The sequence below is a fragment of the Aliidiomarina sanyensis genome (genome assembly GCF_003987175.1).
Classification (GTDB): domain Bacteria; phylum Pseudomonadota; class Gammaproteobacteria; order Enterobacterales; family Alteromonadaceae; genus Aliidiomarina; species Aliidiomarina sanyensis.
Genome location: NZ_PIPM01000002.1, coordinates 45,302 through 62,899, shown reverse-complemented (window position 1 = coordinate 62,899; position 17,598 = coordinate 45,302). Strand labels below are relative to the sequence as shown.

Sequence of the window (17,598 nt, the reverse complement as noted above, 5' to 3'; positions counted from 1 at the left end):
TTATCTTTACACTGCTTTAACTCACTCCATGTTAGGAATTTGTGATCCTGTTCTGAAATTTCCTCCGTAATTGATCGTTGCTGACAACCCATTAAGAGGAAATACTCATGAACAGGATCACAAAAGTACTAAGTGCTTCTGCAGTAGCCCTCGCGCTTGCCGCGTGCGGTAGTAGTTCGTCGGGTCCGATCATACTTGACCCAAATCCACCAACCCCACCACCACCGCCACCACCTCCGGGGCAGTTTGAGCTTCGCGTACACCATGCTTCTGCGGATGCTCCAGCTGTAAACATCACGGCGAATGGTGATAATTTCCTTGAAGGCGTAGATTATCAGGTTGCTTCGGGACTCGCTACGCTTGACGAAGGAACTTATGAAATTGGTGTGGACGCGATCCTACCGGGTGGCGACACCTTAACGGTCATCGGTCCACTTTCGCTCGACCTTGAAGAGAATATGCGCTACGACGTGTTTGCGCTAGGTCGTGTTGATGACGACTCGCTAGAGCCATTCATCGTTGCCAACGAGATCAATGAGATCGCAAGTGGAAACGCACGCATCCAGGTCTTGCACGGTGTTCCAGTCGACCTAACGGTTGACGTGTATTTGACCGAGTTTGACGCAGACTTGTCTGCTGAGCAACCAGCTGCAACGTTGGCGTATCAAGACTTCACGCCGCAAGTCGAAATCCCTGGCGGTGACTATCAAGTCCGCATTACCGTTTCAGGTGACGCAGACGCTGTTGTTTTCGACTCGGGCGAAATCGCAATTCCGGCGGGTGCTGACTTGTTCTTAACCGCAACACCAAATGTTGCAGCGAACACTGCAGAGCGTCCGATTGCACTCTTAGTCGCGGACGGGGAGAGCTCTTTCGTTCTTTACTCCGTTGACACAGGTGCCGACGTGCGTGTAGTCCATGCGATTGCTGACGCGCCAGCGGTTGATATCTTGGTGAACGACGCAGTGGCGGTTCCAGGGCTCGAGTTCCCTGAGTTCACTGGCTACCTGAACCTAGCAGCCGACGAATATAACGTGAAAGTAAACGTTGCGGACACCGACACAACGGTGATCGAAGCAGACCTTGAACTGCAAAATGCGTGGGCGTACACAGTCCTTGCGGTTGGTAGCTTGGGTGATGAGGCGTTTGGTCCAGCGGTCTTACGTGACTTCAATCGCCGCGTGACGACCGAAGCTACCGTTCGTGTCATCCACGCGTCACCTTCTGCGGGCGAAGTTGATATCTATGTAACTGAGACCAACGATATCAGCGACGCAGAGCCAGCTTTTGCGGGCGTTGACTTCAATCTCGAAGAACTACAAACCACGGGCAATGTCGCACTTGCACCGGGTGAGTATTGGATTACCGTAACGCTTGCAGGTACACAAGACGCGGCGATCGGTCCGGTCCTTCTTGAGTTCAATGGTGGCGGTATCTACACCATCGTCGCAACGGACGGTGAAGGTGGCGGCTTGCCTCCAGGCGTTATCCTGATGGATGACTTCGCCAACGAAGATTAATCTTCCCCCTGGGTCTTTGTAAGCAGTATTGGCCTTTCGACCGCTCCCTCGGGAGCGGTCTTTTTATGTCTGATCACGCAACACACCACTGCGTTGGATCCATATAGCTTGAGCAATGCCCCGGGCGCCCATAAAACAAACTAAAGCGAACCATAAACCGTGGTTTTCAAGGGGCTGGGTCAGCCACCAAACGGGAATAAACACACCCAAGGTGGCCCACGCCATGGTGTTGCGCATTGCTTTACTGGCCGAAAGGCCAATGAAAACGCCATCAAAGAAGTAACTCCAGTGCGCCACCAAGGGCAATAGGACGAGCCACGGTAAGTAAAGATTCGCCGTTTCAATGACCTCGGGAATATTGGTAATCAGCTGAATCACATGATCCCCCGCCAGCCAGAAAAGCAGCGAATACAAAATTGCAAAGAAGAGAGACCAAACCATACAAGCTTGAAACCACATGCGCATGCGTGGCTGATTGCGTTGGCCTTTGGCCTGACCAATCAGCGCCTCGACCGAATAAGCAATTCCATCGAGTCCAAGTGAAATCAGTACCAGAAATTGCATCAAGACGGCGTTGGCCGCAACTGTGGTAGACCCATAATAGGTTGCGTAGGCGGTCATCATGGCAATGCAAAATTGCAACAAGAGCGAGCGAATAAAAATATCGCGATTCATTCGTGCAAGCGCGAACGTTTCTCCCCAGCGGATTGAGGGCCAATTTCGCCACCGCAGCTGCAAGCTTCGATTCACCAAGAAAAAGCCTAGGAGGGCGGTACTCCATTCGGCAATAAGCGACGCATAGGCTGCCCCAACCACGTGAAGATCAAGTCCGATGATGAGAATCACATCCCCAACCACGTTGACCGCGTTCGTAAAAATCACCAGCAGCATGGCCGCTTTTGCTTGTTGGCGACCCAAGAGGACGCCCAAAACGACCAAATTGATGAGTGCTGCGGGAGCACCCCAAATCCGGATTTGAATGTATTGAGCGGTCAGTTCCTGAACACGGCCCTCGAGATCGACCAAATGCCACAAGATCCAGAGAATCAGGGGGAGAGCGGCAATGATTACAACACCAAGAACGACTGCGAAAATGAGGCCATGATTCCAGTGGCGATGTTGCTGAGTTTGCGATTGCTCACCGTAAGCTTGTGCAATCACGCCGGTGGTCGACATGCGCAAAAAAATGGCGAGGAGATAAACAAAGTTGATGGCCATTGCACCTACCGCGACCGCGCTTAGGTAGATAGCCTCGGGCAAATGGCCTATGATAGCGGTGTCGATTAACCCCAGCATGGGCGCTGCGATATTCGAGATAATCATCGGCAGGGCGATCGCGAAGATTCGGCGATGGTCTGCCAGCCAAAAACGTTGCCATGCGCTTAGGGTCATACACAGAGCTCCGGAGGTTTCATGCGCAAAAGTATTCTTCTTTTTTTATGCGGTGTCGCGCTGTATGGCGCTTTTATGCTTGTTCCCAAGGAGAGCCACGCTTCGGGCGATGCCCATGCATCGATTCTCCTTTACCATCATGTCAGTGACCGGACACCCCGCGTAACGAGTGTAACAGAGGATGAGTTGCGAGAGCACTTGCAATATCTCAAGGACAACGACTTTACGGTGATTGATATTCGCGATGCGATTGCGGCTGCACGGGGCGAAAAAGCAATCCCTGAAAAGTCCGTCGTGATTACATTTGATGACGCATATCAGAATATTTTCACCAATGGCCGTCCTATTTTGAATGAGTTTGATGTGCCATGGACGCTCTTTGTGGCAACGGACCCCATTGGCGAGCGCCCAGGCCAATATATGAGTTGGGATCAAATTCGCACCTTGCATGAAGAAGGCGTCGTCATCGCAAACCACTCGACAGACCACTCGCATATGCCGCGGCGCATTGACGGCGAGTCCGAGCGTCAGTGGCTGGCGCGGATGCGTGAGAACATTCTGAGCGCGGAGCAGAAGATTAAAGATGAAGTGGGCGTTAGTTACAAGATTTTTGCCTACCCCTACGGTGAATATGACAACAAACTAGCGGACTTGGTGAAGGAGCTGGGCTTCTTTGGATTTGGCCAGCATTCTGGTGGGTTTGGCGCGCATAGCGATTTTCGAGCCGCCCCGCGGTTTGCTGCAGCCGGTATTTATGCCAACTTGCGGACGCTCGGCACGAAGATGGCCGCGTTAAATCTCCCGGTGCTAGAAGCTCGTTACACGGATACCCTCTTGGACCACACTGACACCAAGCCGGTACTCGAATTGAAATTGGATATGGAAGACATTCATCGTCACCAAGTGAACTGCTTTATCCGAAGCCACCCCCACCCCCCTGAGTGGATCGATGATCAAACGTTCCGCGTACAAGCGTCCGAGCCGATTGGGATTGGTCGCCAGCGTTATAACTGCACAGCGCCCAGCATCAGTAAGCCGGGTCGGTTCTATTGGTACTCGATTCAGTGGATTCGCCCGGACGAGCAGGGGACATGGCCGCAGTAAAGTCGAGCACGAGCTTGCCGAGAGCGTGTCTTAAAATGCGTAAACACGCTCTAGGTAGCGGACAATTTTCCCAAAGTCACTTACTAACTCATTGGGGTTGACCGTAGGCATTTGCCCAAGCTCATGGCTAGGCCGAAAGATAGCTTGCTGTTGACCGGCGGGATTGACCAAGATAATAGCCGAGCTGTGGTTGACGAGGTAGTTTGTCTCGTCTTCATCGGGTATTGAATACATCAACCCAATGTTGCGAACGAATGGAAACAAGTGTTTGTGCTCCGCTCGTACCCCAAAAAAACCGTCCCCGAAGAAGTTTACGTACATGCCAAGCCGCTCAATATCATCACGCTGGGGATCGACGCTAATCATCCAGACTTCTACCGGGAAGTCGGTGGCATCGGCCAGTTGCGACCAGCGACTTTTGAGAAAGGCCATGGTGGTCGGGCAAATATCTGGGCAGAATGTATAGCCCGTGAAGAGTAATGTCCATTGGCCTTGGAGTGCGCTCTCAGTCACTTCAGCGCCGCGAGTTCCTTCGAGAATAAAAGGTTCAATGGCGCGTGGCGCATCGTAAATACGCGCTGAAGCAAGCGTCGGTTCCGAGACTTCGGTTATTTTGAGGTAACTCACACTTCCAAGGACTGCGACAGCGAGCATTGCGATCAGCAACAGAATCTTTTTCAACATAATCCAACCAAAACCATTTCTTTAGGGACCGATCTGTTGTGGTGTTAACGCACGTAGTGGTCTACTAACAACAATACAAACAGAAGCATCAGGTGCCAGATTGAGAACTTAAACATGTTCCACGCGGTAAACTTGCCCGGATTAAATTTCAGCTTCCATGCGTAGGCCAGGAAGATGATATTTAGCACTGTGACACCGACCAGATAGATGAGCCCACTCATTCCGACCAGATAAGGCAAGATGCAAATCACGGTCAACAAAACGGTGTATAGAAAAATGCAGGTCTTCGTGAAGTCGATACCGTGTGTTACTGGCAACATCGGAATTTCGGCGCGGGCATAATCTTTTGCACGGTGGACTGCGAGCGCCCAGAAATGCGGAGGCGTCCAAGCGAATACAATCATCACTAAGAGTAATGGGAATGCGTGAATCTCACCGGTGACGGCGGTCCACCCAAGTAAGGGTGGTGCGGCACCCGCGAGTCCGCCAATCACGATGTTCTGTGGCGTCGCTCGCTTCAGGTACATGGTGTAAATCACCGCGTAACCGACCAAACTTGCTAGGGTTAAGAGTGCCGTGATGCGGTTCACAAACAGATCAAGAATCACATAGCCCAAGGTGCCAATGATGGCCGCAAACATCAGAACACGACGGGGCGATAACGAACCTGTTGGAAGTGGACGACGCAGTGTGCGCGCCATCCGCGCATCAATATGACGATCAACCAAGTGATTTAATGCCGCCGCAGAGCCGGCCATTAAGCCGATGCCAATCAAAGCCGGAATCAGGATATCCCAAGCGACCCATGTGGGTGTCGCAAGCGCCATGCCAACCACCGCAGTGAGTAGCAAGAGTGCGACAACACGAGGCTTGGTTAATTCCAAATAATCACGCCAGCTTGCGCGGTGAGTTAATGCAACTGGGTTAGCCATGACTCACCTCCTTTTGTTGTTGTTTTATTTTGACCAGGCTGTAATTCAAGATTACGAGAGCCACCATTAATAGCGCACCGACCGCGTTGTGTGCAACTGCAATCAGTAATGGCAGACTGGCGACGACATTGGTAACGCCCAGAGCAATTTGTACCACCAGCAGAACGGTAAGAACCAATGTCATGCGTTTAAACCATTCGGTGGTCGCCCGTTGCCACATAGACCACAACAGCTTCGCCATGACAGCGAGCACAACGAATGCACCGATACGGTGGAAAACATGCATGGTCATACGTTGTTCGTAATTGTGTACGCCAAACTCATAGTTGTCCGCTGGAGGCACGGTTAACGCTCCTAGGAGATCGAGTCGTGACCACCAGTTGCCCTCACAGATAGGCAACGCTGTACACGCGAGCGCTGCATAGTTCGCCGCGACCCAACCCCCCAACATGATTTGAATAATGACGACCACCAAAGCGACCATCGCTATTTTTTGTAGTGGAACCATGGAGTGCTCAAGGGGAATAGGAACTTCTGCTTCTCGCATGTACAAAAGCGCAAGCAATGTAAACGTGGTAAAGCCACCCATCAGATGGAGCATCACAATGACCGGCTGCAACGCCATGGTCACAGTCCATGCCCCAAGTGCTGCCTGGAATGTGATCAGTGCAAGTAGACCGATCGGAAGCTTGTAGGGTTTGTTCGTCACACCAGCACGTCTGCGACGTATCGCAATAATGGCCATCGCCAAAACGAGGAGTCCGAGAATCCCTGCCGCATAGCGATGAATCATTTCGTTCCAGGCTTTGAAATGATCAAGCGGAGCCTCAGGGAAACGCATTTCAGCCTTTTCGACCCGATATTCAGCGTGAGGGACTGTCAAAAATCCATAACAACCAGGCCAGTCCGGGCACCCAAGTCCCGCATCGGTCAAACGCGTGTACGCACCAAGAATAATAACGACTAAGACGAAACCAAGAGAAAATGCTGTTAATTTTTTCATCGCCAATACCTCAACCGACCCGCGATAGTTTTAATAATTTTTGAAGATCTGAGAGTAAATCGCGTCCATGCAAGATCGCTTCACGCCGATCCGCGCTACCGGGATACCACAAAATAACGGTGCCAACCGGGTCAATAATCATCAAGCTATGCTCTGGAATGGCACCGAGTTGCTGATATGCACCCTCGACGGTGAGCAGTTGCACGGTATTATCTTCTGGCAGCGACGGAAGTGTATCTGCTGCTTCGCCACCACGGATCGCTACCGGCGTCACCCGACTCTGTTGGCGTCCAAGGGCATGGAACAATTGACCACTGACATACAGGGCATTCTCACATGCGCTATCACAGGTCTCGGGCATACGATAGGCAATCCGCCATGTCGCAGGAAGCATGGCATTATCGTCCGTGTGAATCTGCAGTTCCGGTTCAACTAGATTTCCTTTTTGGGAAACACCGGGCTCATACCAACCAAGTGCTAAGACAAGCTTGGCAAGGGTCAACGGCAAAATAAACACCAACGCAATCGTTAATAAAACCCGGCGATTTCGTTTTTTTTGTTGTTCTACATCGGGTGAGTTCATGGTTACTCCTCGTACGACTTCGCGTCGTCGTCTTTTGCTCGCAGACGACTGGCGACGAAAAACACCACAAACGCCGCGATCGCAAGGCCAAACCATTGAACGGCGTAGGCATAGTGACGTTGCGGCGTCATGACGACGACAGGCCACTCCCGTGGAAATCCAAGGGGATTATCCTCCGCGAGTAGCAAAATAACGGGCATGAGAGGGATGCGCATTCCCTCGCGAAGCTTATCAAGCTCTGGAAATTGGATGCGGACAGGCCAGCTTTCCGGTGGCGTGAACGTTTGTTCTTGTAGCAAAAAAGGTCGGCTCGAAGGAATCCGGATTCGGCCGTCGAGTGCGAGCTCACCCTCCGGGAGCGTGATTTCTGGAAAAGTTGAGCGGTCAATTCCGGCAGCAACCCAACCGAGGTTTACCGGAAGATATTCACCGTCAAACTCAGGGGCTGTCGCCAGGGCAACGACGTGGTATCCAGCGCGGCCATGCAGGATTTGGTTATCGATTAGAAAATAGCGCTCGGTATCGAGCGTGGCACGGACGCTAATACGAGTATCCGCTTCCAAGTGCGCAATGGTCTGCGCATTGGGTTGATAAATATGCGGGGCGTCAGCATGGCGATCCATAATGGCCTGTTTTTCCAGACCACGATCAATTTGCCACAAACCTAGCTTGACCATGATTGCAATCGCAAGCAAAGTAACAAGAAGTGCTCCAGGATGGAGTCGAAATAATAATGAACCGACGCGAAGGACTGCCATAACAACTACAGAGGACCTAAGGTGTTAAACGTCATTCTAAAAATCGTACTGGTTGCGTTACTGCTATACATCATTGTCAACCTGTTCCGGGGGCTATTTAGTGCGCTGAAAAATGATCCAGACGCGCCTCCCATGTCTCATTTTATTGGTCGCCGCGTTTTGTTCTCGGCGGTTGTGCTAATTTTGGTGATTCTGGCCTTGGCCTTGGATATCACCACAATGAATCAGCGCCCCTACTGAGCAGGGGCGCTCGTTTTCTTACAAGATATAGACGAATACAAACAAGCAGATCCAAACCACATCGACGAAATGCCAGTACCAAGCAGAGGCTTGGAATGCGAATTGGTCGTTCTTAGAGAAATGTCCTGCCCAACAACGGAACAACATCACGATCAGGAGGATCGCTCCGAGCGTCACATGTAAGCCGTGGAAGCCAGTGAGCAAGAAGAACGTATTCCCATAAATTCCTGACTGAAGCGTTAGCCCGAGATCGCGATACGCGTAGACGTACTCATACATCTGTAAACCCAAGAATATGAGACCTAAGACAATGGTCGCAATCAGCCAATTAATCAGCTTTTTCCGCTTACCCTCTTCAAGTCCCACATGCGCAAAATGCAAGGTGACGGATGAGATCACGAGGATAATGGTGTTGATCAACGGAAGTCCAAACCATCCCATCGCCTGTGTTTCAATTCCGGAAGGCGTGCTGAGCAGAGGCCATGCAGCTTCGAAATTTGGCCACAGAATTTGATTGGTCATTTCGTTGTTGCTCGCTCCGCCAAGCCATGGAACGGCAATCATACGTGCGTAGAAGAGCGCACCAAAGAATGCCATAAAGAACATAACTTCAGAGAAGATGAACCAGAGCATGCCTTGACGATAAGACCGTCCGAGTTGGGCGTTATATAAACCGGCGCGGGACTCACGAATTTGGTCACCAAACCAACCAACCAGCATGATGAGTAGCACAACCAAGCCAGCGAGCAGGACCCAATGACCGAAACCGGCTTCTTGGCGTGAGAATTCGATTGTGTAGTGCGCTGCACCGAAGGCAATCAAGCCGAGTGCAACCGAGCCAACCAAAGGCCAAATGCTTTGGTCCGGCACATAATATTTTTGTGGATTATTTTGTTCTGTGCTCATTTTTCATTCCCTCATTCTGAACGCTCGACCCGCGCGGTCCGCGGACGAGCTTGTTCAGTCAGGTCATACATCATGTACGAAAGGGTTAACCGGTGAACATGGTCGGGTAAATCAGGATCGAGATAGAACTGCATTGGCATGACCGCAGTTTCACCTGCCGCTAGCGGTTGATTCTCGAAACAGAAGCACTCGGTTTTATTGAGAAATAACGAGGCTTCACCTGGTGCAACAGAAGGCAAGGCTTGTGCGACAACGTCGCGGTTCGTCTTGTTCTCTACATAAAAGTTCACGGTTTTCACTTCACCAGGATGCAACCGAAGCGATCGGACTTCGGGACGAAATTCCCATGGAACACCACGACTCACGCGTGTATGGAACTCGACCGTAATCACCCGTGATTGATCGACTTGCATCCCACTATCGGCGGTTGCTGCCTTACTGCTTGTTCTGCCGTTAAATCCGGTGATCTCACAGAATTTTTCGTACAAAGGCACAAGCGCAAAGCCAAAAGCGAACATGATCATGACGGAGGCTAACAGCCGGGTAATGACCCGACTGTTGTCCTGACGTTTCGGTTGCTGTTGATTCATCGTTACTTCACCTGTGGTGGAACATCAAAGGTGTGGTACGGGGCCGGTGATGGAACCGTCCATTCCAGACCTTCAGCACCTTCCCATGGCTTCGCAGGGGCAGGCTCGCCCTTCTTCAGTGCGGCTTTCACCACAACAGCGAGGAAGATGAGCTGTGAGAATCCAAACAGGAATCCGCCGACACTAACGATTGCGTTGATGTCTGCAAATTGCAGTGCATAGTCTGGAATCCGACGTGGCATTCCAGCTAATCCCACAAAGTGCATTGGGAAGAATAGAATGTTGACGGAAATCAGCGAGGCCCAGAAATGCAGCTTACTGAGGAAGTCGTCGTACATGACCCCGGACCACTTTGGAAGCCAATAATAGGCCGCTGCCATGATCGAGAAGACCGCACCACTAACCAGCACGTAGTGGAAGTGCGCCACCACGAAATAGGTATCATGGTACTGGTAATCGACCGGGGTAATCGCCAGCATGATTCCTGAAAGGCCTCCAATCGTGAACAGCACGACGAATGCAATTGCAAACAGCATCGGTGTTTCGAATGTCATCGCACCGCGCCACATGGTCGTGACCCAGTTAAACACCTTCACCCCAGTAGGAACGGCAATCAACATGGTCATGTACATAAAGAACAATGACGCGAAGGTTGGCATTCCAGTGGTGAACATGTGATGAGCCCAAACGAGGAAAGACAAACCTGCGATCGATGCGGTGGCATAAACCATCGAGGCGTAACCAAACAGCGGTTTACGCGCGAACGCCGGGATGATCGCTGAGACGATACCAAAGCTTGGCAGAATCATGATGTACACTTCTGGATGTCCGAAGAACCAGAATAAATGCTGGAACAACACGGGATCACCACCGCCGGCGGCGTCGAAGAAGAACGTGCCGAAGTATTTATCCGTCAAGACCATGGTCACCACACCTGCCAAAACTGGCATGACCGCAATCAGCAGGAATGCGGTGATGAACCAAGTCCAAACGAACAATGGCATCTTCATGTACGTCATGCCCGGTGCGCGCATATTCATGATGGTCACGATCACGTTAATCGCACCCATAATGGATGACATCCCCATGATATGCATACTGAACACGAACAGCGCCGTGGAATCGGTACTGTAGGTCGTGGACAGTGGAGCATAGAAGGTCCAACCAAATGCTGGCGCTCCGCCTGGCATCAAGAAGGAACTCAACAGAATGAGGAACGCGAATGGCAAGATCCAGAAAGACCAGTTGTTCATTCGAGGTAGCGCCATATCTGGCGCACCAATCATCAATGGAATCATCCAGTTAGCCAAACCAACAAACGCTGGCATGACGGCCCCGAAGACCATGATGACCCCATGCATGGTGGTCATTTGGTTGAAGAAATGCGGATCAACCAATTGCATTCCAGGTTGGAATAATTCGGCGCGAATCATTAACGCCATTGAACCGCCAACGAGGAACATAAGGAAACTGAACCAAAGATACATGGTGCCGATATCTTTGTGGTTCGTGGTGAATAACCAACGTTTAATGCCGGTTGGTTTGTGATCGTGGTGATCGTGCGCGTCGTGGGCGCTATGGGTATCTGTTACAACAGTGCTCATCGCCATCGCCCCCTATTGATTGCCTTGTGAGAAATTATGAACATCGGCCGCTTGCACGACATCCCCGGTATTATTGCCCCACGCATTCCGTTGATAGGTCACGACAGCGGCAATTTCGCGCATGGTAAGGGTGTTGCGGAACGACTGCATGGCAGATCCCGAGACGCCATTCCATACAACATCGATGTGAGCGGTTTTGTCATTGACGGCAATACCTTGTCCAACGAGCCCAGGGAATACGCCCGGAACCCCTTGACCATTCGGTTGGTGACAGGCTGCGCAATAGGACATGTGCACTTGTTGACCCATTTCCATGAGTTCTTCTTTGCTCATTTCCATCGCCAACAAACGCTCTTCCTCCGCACGACGGTCCGCAAGACGTTGCTCTTCCGACCGTGCCCAAGCTTCAAAATCCTCGGGATCTTTGGCAATGACGACGACAGGCATAAACGCGTGGTCACGTCCACACAGCTCAGCACATTGTCCCCGGTAAATTCCAGGTTGATCGACTCGTGTCCATGCTTCATTGATGTAGCCTGGGTTTGCGTCTTTTTTCACTGCGAATTCAGGGACCCACCAAGAGTGGATAACATCGTCAGAGGTAATTAAGAAGCGGACTTTTTTCCCGGTAGGAATGACCAGTGGACGGTCTACTTCAAGAAGATAATTTTCGGTCCGCGGAAGGCGCCCGTAAATTTGTTCACGAGGAGTGGCCAAGTTACTCATGTATTCGATGTCATAATCGAGGTAACTATAATGCCAGCGCCACTGGGAACCGGTAATGAGAACACTCATATCGGAATCTGAGGTGTCATCCATTTTTAATAGGGTTGTGGTCGCAGGGACCGCCATGGCAACAAGAATCAAAAACGGAATAACGGTCCATGCAATCTCCACTTTTACGTTGTCGTGGAATTTGGCTGGTGTAACGCCGCGACTCTTGCGATGACGCAAGATGGACCAGAACATGACGCTAAAGACAATGACGCCTATAACGACACATATCCAGAATACCAACATATGAAGGTTATAAACCCGTTGGCTGATGTCAGTGACACCGCGGGTCATATTTAACTGCAAGCTATCGGCATATGCTAGCGGTGTTGCAAACAACGCCAGCAGTCCGAGCAGCAGGCTCGTTAGTCTGACTTTCACTCGACTTCTCCTCTTAGTCTCTCGCACGCCCTAAAGCCGGGGAGCTTTTTCGGGCCTTTGAAAGCACAAAGAGGTCAGCAAGAAAGGAACTACATTTCCCCAAAAAATCTCAGTTCTTGCCTAACCCTTTGTTATTTATTATCGCCACCGAAGTGACCATTTATTATTCAAGGTATATCAAGGCGCTGAGACGAATCGTCAAACGATGACAAGGCATGACAACATGACGAACAACATCGATGTTCAGCTAGTACTTTGATGGGGATCAAAATACCACCAAAGATGTTAATAAAAAAGGGGTTGTTGTTAACAACCCCGGGGAATCTCCCAAAAGAGGGAGTTGTGGAGCGTGGATTAATGGACAGGATTTTCGTAACTTGTTGAGCTGAATAAGAAACTACGAGCTTGGCTGGCGCGGGCTGCAAGTTCAAGACGCTTTTTGTCGCGCCCTTGGCAGTCGCCAATCCAAGCAATCACTAACTGACTATTGTTAATTAAAAGTGCTTGTTCTGTTGCCCACACGACCGTTTCTTGATCAGGTGCAGAAACACGACGAATCCGGTCAGGACGAATACCTGCAGCGATCAATTGCTCGATTAGCGCCTTCGCGGGTTTTCCAATCAGTGTGACCCATTGGTCATCCCGGCGATGCATTCCATGCAATGTGGCGCTAAGGGTCGCCCAGAGTTGCTGATGGGTTTTGGTATTTTCGCAGATTCCTGAATCTTGCTGCGTGGTCAAACCTTGTTCATTTCCCCACACTCCAGGATGTGCAAAGCGACGTGTTAAAGCTGCATAGTTCATGCCCAACCTCCATTACGAATGACGCCGACCGCCAGCCCTTCAATGGTCATAAATTGCTGTGTTAGGTCCACTTGAATAATGGAAAACTCCTCATTCTCGGGGTGCAGTAGGACCATATTTCCGCGGCGTTCAAAGCGTTTTACGGTAACATCATCTTCCACACGGGCGACTACGATCTGTCCGTTGCGGGCTTCATTTGTACGATGCACGGCGAGCATATCGCCGTCCAAAATACCTATATCTTTCATACTCATGCCATGCACTCGCAGGAGGTAATCTGCGTGCGGATGGAACATGGATTGATCCACTTGATAGTGCGATTCGACGTGTTGTTGTGCCAAAATGGGTTCGCCGGCAGCAACACGCCCAATCAAGGGGAGACCGAGCTGTTCTGGGATATCATCCTCTTCTTGCAGCAATCGGATGCCGCGAGACATGCCGGGAAGCATCTCAATCACACCTTTCTTCGCGAGCGCCTTCAAATGTTCTTCTGCAGCATTCGCTGAACGAAACCCTAAACGCTGAGCAATCTCTGCGCGCGTCGGAGGCATTCCGGTCGCTTCGATATTGGTGCGAATCAAATCAAGAATTTCTTGTTGGCGTTTCGTTAGTGGACGCATGGGATTTCCTTTTTGTTGCCTCACTCTCTGCGGTCTTGATTTTTAGTCTCGACAGCTTCAGTTTTTGGCACTGTTTATTCATACAGTATGCTGTGAGTATATACAGTGATTTAACCTTTGCAACTTTTTTGTGCAAAAAGTTTTCTCCACAGCACCTTGTGATGAAAAATGGTATTCTTAGAAACTTGTGACTTATAAAACCAGCTGGCTCTCAACAGCGGCTGGCGTGTTTGGAGCAAACATGAAACGAACATCGTTGCTGTACAAACTATTGCGCTTTCCCGTGTCTTGGCTAACACGCGTGAAAGCCATTGCTGACCATCACGAGGAAGAAACCTCGGCCCCAGACCATATCGTCTATGTGATGCGATCACCATCGGCGACGGACCTTGTAGTCGCACGAAATACGTGTCTCGAACTAGGACTCCCAGACCCGACAACACCTCTTATTCTGAATGGCAAGGCGTTTGATCGCGTGTTGTACATAGAGGATCCGAAGAAGCGCCTCGATAAGGCGCCTCAGGATGCATTTCGTGAGCTGATGGCCATTCACCAACAGCACAAAGGCTATAACGTGTTGATGCATCCAATTGGCCTGTTTTGGGGGCGTGAACCCGGACGTGAGCACAACGAAGGGAATACCATCACCGCAGATATTGAGGTTCCGGGGAAGTGGAAGCGATTTTGGCTGGTGATGTTTTCAGGGAGAAACATCTTAGGACGGGTATCCCGGCCCGTGAGTCTGCGTACAATGGCAGATAGTCACTCGGGTGATCAAGATTTAGCACATAAGCTAACACGCGTTGCGCGCACCCATTTTGCACGATTACGCTACGCTGTGGCGGGACCAAAGTTGCTCTCACGGGAAGAAATGATCAATGAGCTTCTGAAGAGCTCAGCAATTCGTGAAGCTATTTTGGAAGAGTCGCGAGGCAAGCGCATTTCTGTGCAAGCAGCAGAAAAGCGAGCGCGCAGCTACTTGAATGAGATTGCAGCGGATTATCGGGAAGGTTTGGTGCGATTCGGTGATCACCTTTTCACATGGCTTTGGACCAAGCTGTACAGTGGTATTTCGGTGAAAAATGGAGAGACCATTCGCAAATTAGCGCAAGACGGTCACGAGATTGTCTATATGCCGTGTCACCGCAGCCATATGGATTATCTCTTATTGAGCTTTGTTATCTATAAAGAAGGATTAGTCCCCCCACACATTGCCGCAGGGGTGAACCTGAACTTCTTTCCAGTAGGTACTTTATTCCGTCGCGGGGGCGCGTTTTTCCTGCGGCGTAGTTTCCGAGGGAATAAACTGTACTCGACCGTATTCCGTGAATATCTCACGCGTTTGTTCCAAAAAGGCTATGCGGTTGAATACTTTATGGAAGGTGGCCGCAGTCGAACGGGCCGACTCCTGCCACCGAAAACGGGAATGTTGGGAATGACCTTACAGAGCCAATTGCGTGGTGTAACTCGCCCGATCACTTTTGTTCCGGTGTACCTTGGATACGAGCACGTCATGGAAGTAAATACATATCATGGTGAACTCAAGGGCCAAGCGAAGCAGAAAGAATCGGTTTTCCAAATTTTCAGTATGCTGCGCAAGTTACGCAATTTTGGTCATGGTTACGTAACCTTTGGCGAGCCGTTGCGACTCTCTGATTATCTGGACCGTTCACAACCACAATGGCGTGATGCCGTTACGCACGGTGCGGAGGAACCCGCGAAGCCACGTTGGATGACACCGGTGGTGAATCACTTAGCCGATGTGATGATGAAACGTGTCAATGATGGTGCGGCGTTAAACCCTATTAATCTTGCGGCCATTTCGCTATTGAGCGCCGAACGCCGGAGTTTGACGCGCGAGGAATTGGTTGAGCAAATATTGGCGTACAAAGCATTACAACGGGAAGTGCCCTACAGCAAGGACATTCAGATTCCAAGTTGGTCTGGCGAGGAAATGTGGCAGCATCTTGTCAGCATGGAAAAGTTTGAGATTAACGAAAATCAGGCCGGTGAAGTCGTGAGCTTGACACAAACTCAAGCGATCACGTTGACCTATTATCGCAATAATATTTTGCATCTGTTTATTGTCCCTGCATTGCTAGCGCGTTTTGCGCGTCGCGGGCGTAAGTTTGCATTAACAGATGCAACGGCGTTTATCGATAAGCTCTTCCCGATGTTACAAGCTGAACTGTTCATCAATAGAGACCGCCAAGATGTTGGGCTCTGGGTGGAGGCTCTGTGTGAGGAGTTTGTCCGGCAACATTGGATTACCCAAGTCACCGACGGTGAGTATCAAATTGTAGGTCGTGAGCATGCGGGCTACACCCAGCTGACGCTCTTAGCCAATGCATCGGAAGAGCTTCTCGCTCGCTATGCCATTGTGCTTGAACTCCTGCAGCAGTCAGATAGTTTGTCGCGCTCTGATCTGGAAAAATTCAGTGAGCAAATTGCCGAGCGCCTGGGTGCGCGACATGGTATCGATGCACCGGAGTTTTATGATAAGCGGATCTTTAGCACCTTGGTTTCGGTTCTGAAGGAAGAACGCTATATCACCGTTGCCGAGGATGGTAGTTATGTCGGTGATCGGGGTGCCGCCATCATGAGCGATGAGGTGGATGTTCTGCTAGGAAGCCAGGTTCAGCGGACGATACGTGAATCGGTCAAACGCTTGCTACAGGAACGTGAGGGAAATAAGGCGGACTCTGGACACTCGGAGACGTCGCCTGAACGGAAAGATTAGGAACACGGCTCGAGACAAAAAATCCCGCATGTAATGCGGGATTTCTTTATGGTCGTAGCCAGTTTGGTTTACATGGGTGCGGAGCCAAATGGAATGGGTAACCAGTAATGGAGCGCCAGCCCTATACACACGATCATTCCGGCATAATGGTTTTGTCGAAATGCCAGAAAACACGCACTGGGCTCGCGATCGCGAATGAGCCAAAGTTGCCAAACAAAAAATGCCGCCATCGTAATTAACGCTAGCCAGAATAGCCAGGTGGCATCGATCATCCATCCAACGACGCCAAGCAAGAAAATTGTGGCTGCTTGAAGTCCACCAACCACCAAAATGTCGTACTGCCCAAACAAAATTGCGGTGGATTTAATTCCTGCTTTCAGATCATCCGCGCGGTCGACCATTGCATATTCAGTATCGTAAGCAACCGTCCACAGCACATTCGCCACAAAAAGTATCCAGCAAATGAGAGGTAAGCTATTGGTTTGCGCAGCAAAGGCCATCGGAATGGCCATGCTGAACGCGGCTCCCAAAACAAATTGGGGCAGATGCGTGACGCGCTTGCTGAATGGGTATGCAATGGCGAGCGCAGCTGCTACGAAGCTCAGGAGAATGGTTAAGGTGTTGAGCGTGAGCACCAACATAAACGCCAAAATAATCAGAACTGCAAAGAGAATAAGTGCTTCGGAAGACGTGACCTTTCCCGAAGCGAGGGGTCGATCCTTGGTTCGCGCAACGTGGCCGTCGAGCTTCCGGTCCGCAAAGTCATTGATGACACAACCTGCGGAACGCATCAAAAATACTCCCGCTGCGAAAATAGCCACCAGACGAACCGATGGATCCCCGTTTCCGGCAATTAAAAGAGCCCAAAAGGTTGGCCAGGCGAGGAGCCAAGTCCCAATCGGTTTGTCCATGCGCATCAGTGCGCGATAGTGATCAAAGCGTGTCATGCTGTCACCCCGAAAT

17 protein-coding genes are annotated in these 17,598 nt (G+C 50.7%); 4 read left to right on the top strand and 13 right to left on the bottom strand.

From position 1 onward, the window contains the following. The first annotated feature begins 107 nt into the window (after window positions 1-107). Entirely contained in the window at window positions 108-1,520 is a 1,413-nt protein-coding gene (locus tag CWE11_RS02560) for a DUF4397 domain-containing protein (protein WP_126776041.1), read from the top strand. A gap of 63 nt (window positions 1,521-1,583) precedes the next feature. On the opposite strand, the gene CWE11_RS02555 is transcribed toward CWE11_RS02560, so the two are convergent. Beyond that, window positions 1,584-2,912: an MATE family efflux transporter gene (locus tag CWE11_RS02555; RefSeq protein WP_126776040.1), complete on the bottom strand. Its 1,329-nt coding sequence runs from the start codon at window positions 2,910-2,912 to the stop codon at window positions 1,584-1,586. A gap of 21 nt (window positions 2,913-2,933) precedes the next feature. Between CWE11_RS02555 and CWE11_RS02550 the strand changes: the two genes are divergently transcribed. Continuing rightward, complete coding sequence (locus CWE11_RS02550) at window positions 2,934-4,016, top strand: polysaccharide deacetylase family protein (protein ID WP_126776039.1); 1,083 nt, start codon at window positions 2,934-2,936, stop codon at window positions 4,014-4,016. A 30-nt stretch (window positions 4,017-4,046) separates the two neighbouring features. Here the strand turns inward: CWE11_RS02550 and CWE11_RS02545 are convergent, their stop codons facing one another. The 5 genes from CWE11_RS02545 to CWE11_RS02525 are packed head-to-tail and all read right to left on the bottom strand — an operon-like array spanning window position 4,047 to window position 7,976. Continuing rightward, window positions 4,047-4,700 (bottom strand): SCO family protein, encoded by a 654-nt coding sequence (locus CWE11_RS02545; RefSeq protein ID WP_126776038.1) that lies wholly within the window; start codon window positions 4,698-4,700, stop codon window positions 4,047-4,049. Between the two features lie 44 nt (window positions 4,701-4,744). Next, on the bottom strand, window positions 4,745-5,632 hold the full coding sequence (cyoE, locus tag CWE11_RS02540) for a heme o synthase (protein WP_126776037.1): 888 nt from the start codon (window positions 5,630-5,632) through the stop codon (window positions 4,745-4,747). Continuing rightward, window positions 5,625-6,635: a COX15/CtaA family protein gene (locus tag CWE11_RS02535; protein WP_126776036.1), complete on the bottom strand. Its 1,011-nt coding sequence runs from the start codon at window positions 6,633-6,635 to the stop codon at window positions 5,625-5,627. Before CWE11_RS02535 ends, cyoE begins: the two co-directional genes overlap by 8 nt. A 10-nt stretch (window positions 6,636-6,645) precedes the next feature. After that, window positions 6,646-7,218: a hypothetical protein gene (locus tag CWE11_RS02530; RefSeq protein WP_126776035.1), complete on the bottom strand. Its 573-nt coding sequence runs from the start codon at window positions 7,216-7,218 to the stop codon at window positions 6,646-6,648. A 2-nt stretch (window positions 7,219-7,220) separates the two neighbouring features. Then, window positions 7,221-7,976 (bottom strand): SURF1 family protein, encoded by a 756-nt coding sequence (locus CWE11_RS02525; RefSeq protein WP_126776034.1) that lies wholly within the window; start codon window positions 7,974-7,976, stop codon window positions 7,221-7,223. Window positions 7,977-7,997: 21 nt separating this feature from the next. Here CWE11_RS02525 and CWE11_RS02520 point away from each other — a divergent pair, with 21 nt between their 5' ends. After that, window positions 7,998-8,216 (top strand): DUF2909 domain-containing protein, encoded by a 219-nt coding sequence (locus CWE11_RS02520; RefSeq protein WP_126776033.1) that lies wholly within the window; start codon window positions 7,998-8,000, stop codon window positions 8,214-8,216. Between the two features lie 18 nt (window positions 8,217-8,234). Here CWE11_RS02520 and CWE11_RS02515 read toward each other — a convergent pair whose 3' ends face one another. The 6 genes from CWE11_RS02515 to lexA all read right to left on the bottom strand — a co-directional run bounded on the left by CWE11_RS02515 (window position 8,235) and on the right by lexA (window position 13,895). Further along, window positions 8,235-9,122, bottom strand: a complete 888-nt coding sequence (locus CWE11_RS02515) for a cytochrome c oxidase subunit 3 (protein ID WP_126776032.1) — start codon at window positions 9,120-9,122, stop codon at window positions 8,235-8,237. Window positions 9,123-9,133: 11 nt separating this feature from the next. Beyond that, entirely contained in the window at window positions 9,134-9,712 is a 579-nt protein-coding gene (locus CWE11_RS02510; protein ID WP_126776031.1) for a cytochrome c oxidase assembly protein, read from the bottom strand. A gap of 2 nt (window positions 9,713-9,714) precedes the next feature. Beyond that, entirely contained in the window at window positions 9,715-11,316 is a 1,602-nt protein-coding gene (ctaD, locus tag CWE11_RS02505; protein ID WP_126776030.1) for a cytochrome c oxidase subunit I, read from the bottom strand. 12 nt (window positions 11,317-11,328) lie between these two features. After that, entirely contained in the window at window positions 11,329-12,471 is a 1,143-nt protein-coding gene (coxB, locus tag CWE11_RS02500) for a cytochrome c oxidase subunit II (RefSeq protein WP_420808382.1), read from the bottom strand. A 354-nt stretch (window positions 12,472-12,825) separates the two neighbouring features. Continuing rightward, window positions 12,826-13,275, bottom strand: a complete 450-nt coding sequence (locus CWE11_RS02495) for a hypothetical protein (RefSeq protein ID WP_126776029.1) — start codon at window positions 13,273-13,275, stop codon at window positions 12,826-12,828. Beyond that, window positions 13,272-13,895 carry a transcriptional repressor LexA gene (gene lexA / locus CWE11_RS02490; protein WP_126776028.1) on the bottom strand — a complete coding sequence of 208 codons (624 nt, stop codon included), beginning with the start codon at window positions 13,893-13,895 and terminating at the stop codon, window positions 13,272-13,274. Before lexA ends, CWE11_RS02495 begins: the two co-directional genes overlap by 4 nt. A 241-nt stretch (window positions 13,896-14,136) precedes the next feature. Here lexA and plsB point away from each other — a divergent pair, with 241 nt between their 5' ends. Next, window positions 14,137-16,635 carry a glycerol-3-phosphate 1-O-acyltransferase PlsB gene (gene plsB / locus CWE11_RS02485; protein ID WP_126776027.1) on the top strand — a complete coding sequence of 833 codons (2,499 nt, stop codon included), beginning with the start codon at window positions 14,137-14,139 and terminating at the stop codon, window positions 16,633-16,635. 68 nt (window positions 16,636-16,703) lie between these two features. On the opposite strand, the gene ubiA is transcribed toward plsB, so the two are convergent. Next, window positions 16,704-17,582 (bottom strand): 4-hydroxybenzoate octaprenyltransferase, encoded by an 879-nt coding sequence (gene ubiA, locus CWE11_RS02480; RefSeq protein ID WP_126776026.1) that lies wholly within the window; start codon window positions 17,580-17,582, stop codon window positions 16,704-16,706. Window positions 17,583-17,598: the final 16 nt, after the last annotated feature.

Bases quoted from the DNA above. Each gene is read 5' to 3' on its own strand.
- ubiA (WP_126776026.1), bottom strand. From the start codon at position 17,582: ATGACACGCTTTGATCACTATCGCGCACTGATGCGCATGGACAAACCG.
- plsB (WP_126776027.1), top strand. From the start codon at position 14,137: ATGAAACGAACATCGTTGCTGTACAAACTATTGCGCTTTCCCGTGTCT.
- CWE11_RS02495 (WP_126776029.1), bottom strand. From the start codon at position 13,275: ATGAACTATGCAGCTTTAACACGTCGCTTTGCACATCCTGGAGTGTGG.
- CWE11_RS02545 (WP_126776038.1), bottom strand. From the start codon at position 4,700: ATGTTGAAAAAGATTCTGTTGCTGATCGCAATGCTCGCTGTCGCAGTC.
- CWE11_RS02555 (WP_126776040.1), bottom strand. From the start codon at position 2,912: ATGACCCTAAGCGCATGGCAACGTTTTTGGCTGGCAGACCATCGCCGA.
- CWE11_RS02515 (WP_126776032.1), bottom strand. From the start codon at position 9,122: ATGAGCACAGAACAAAATAATCCACAAAAATATTATGTGCCGGACCAA.
- CWE11_RS02535 (WP_126776036.1), bottom strand. From the start codon at position 6,635: ATGAAAAAATTAACAGCATTTTCTCTTGGTTTCGTCTTAGTCGTTATT.
- CWE11_RS02510 (WP_126776031.1), bottom strand. From the start codon at position 9,712: ATGAATCAACAGCAACCGAAACGTCAGGACAACAGTCGGGTCATTACC.
- ctaD (WP_126776030.1), bottom strand. From the start codon at position 11,316: ATGAGCACTGTTGTAACAGATACCCATAGCGCCCACGACGCGCACGAT.
- lexA (WP_126776028.1), bottom strand. From the start codon at position 13,895: ATGCGTCCACTAACGAAACGCCAACAAGAAATTCTTGATTTGATTCGC.
- CWE11_RS02560 (WP_126776041.1), top strand. From the start codon at position 108: ATGAACAGGATCACAAAAGTACTAAGTGCTTCTGCAGTAGCCCTCGCG.
- CWE11_RS02530 (WP_126776035.1), bottom strand. From the start codon at position 7,218: ATGAACTCACCCGATGTAGAACAACAAAAAAAACGAAATCGCCGGGTT.
- cyoE (WP_126776037.1), bottom strand. From the start codon at position 5,632: ATGGCTAACCCAGTTGCATTAACTCACCGCGCAAGCTGGCGTGATTAT.
- CWE11_RS02550 (WP_126776039.1), top strand. From the start codon at position 2,934: ATGCGCAAAAGTATTCTTCTTTTTTTATGCGGTGTCGCGCTGTATGGC.
- CWE11_RS02525 (WP_126776034.1), bottom strand. From the start codon at position 7,976: ATGGCAGTCCTTCGCGTCGGTTCATTATTATTTCGACTCCATCCTGGA.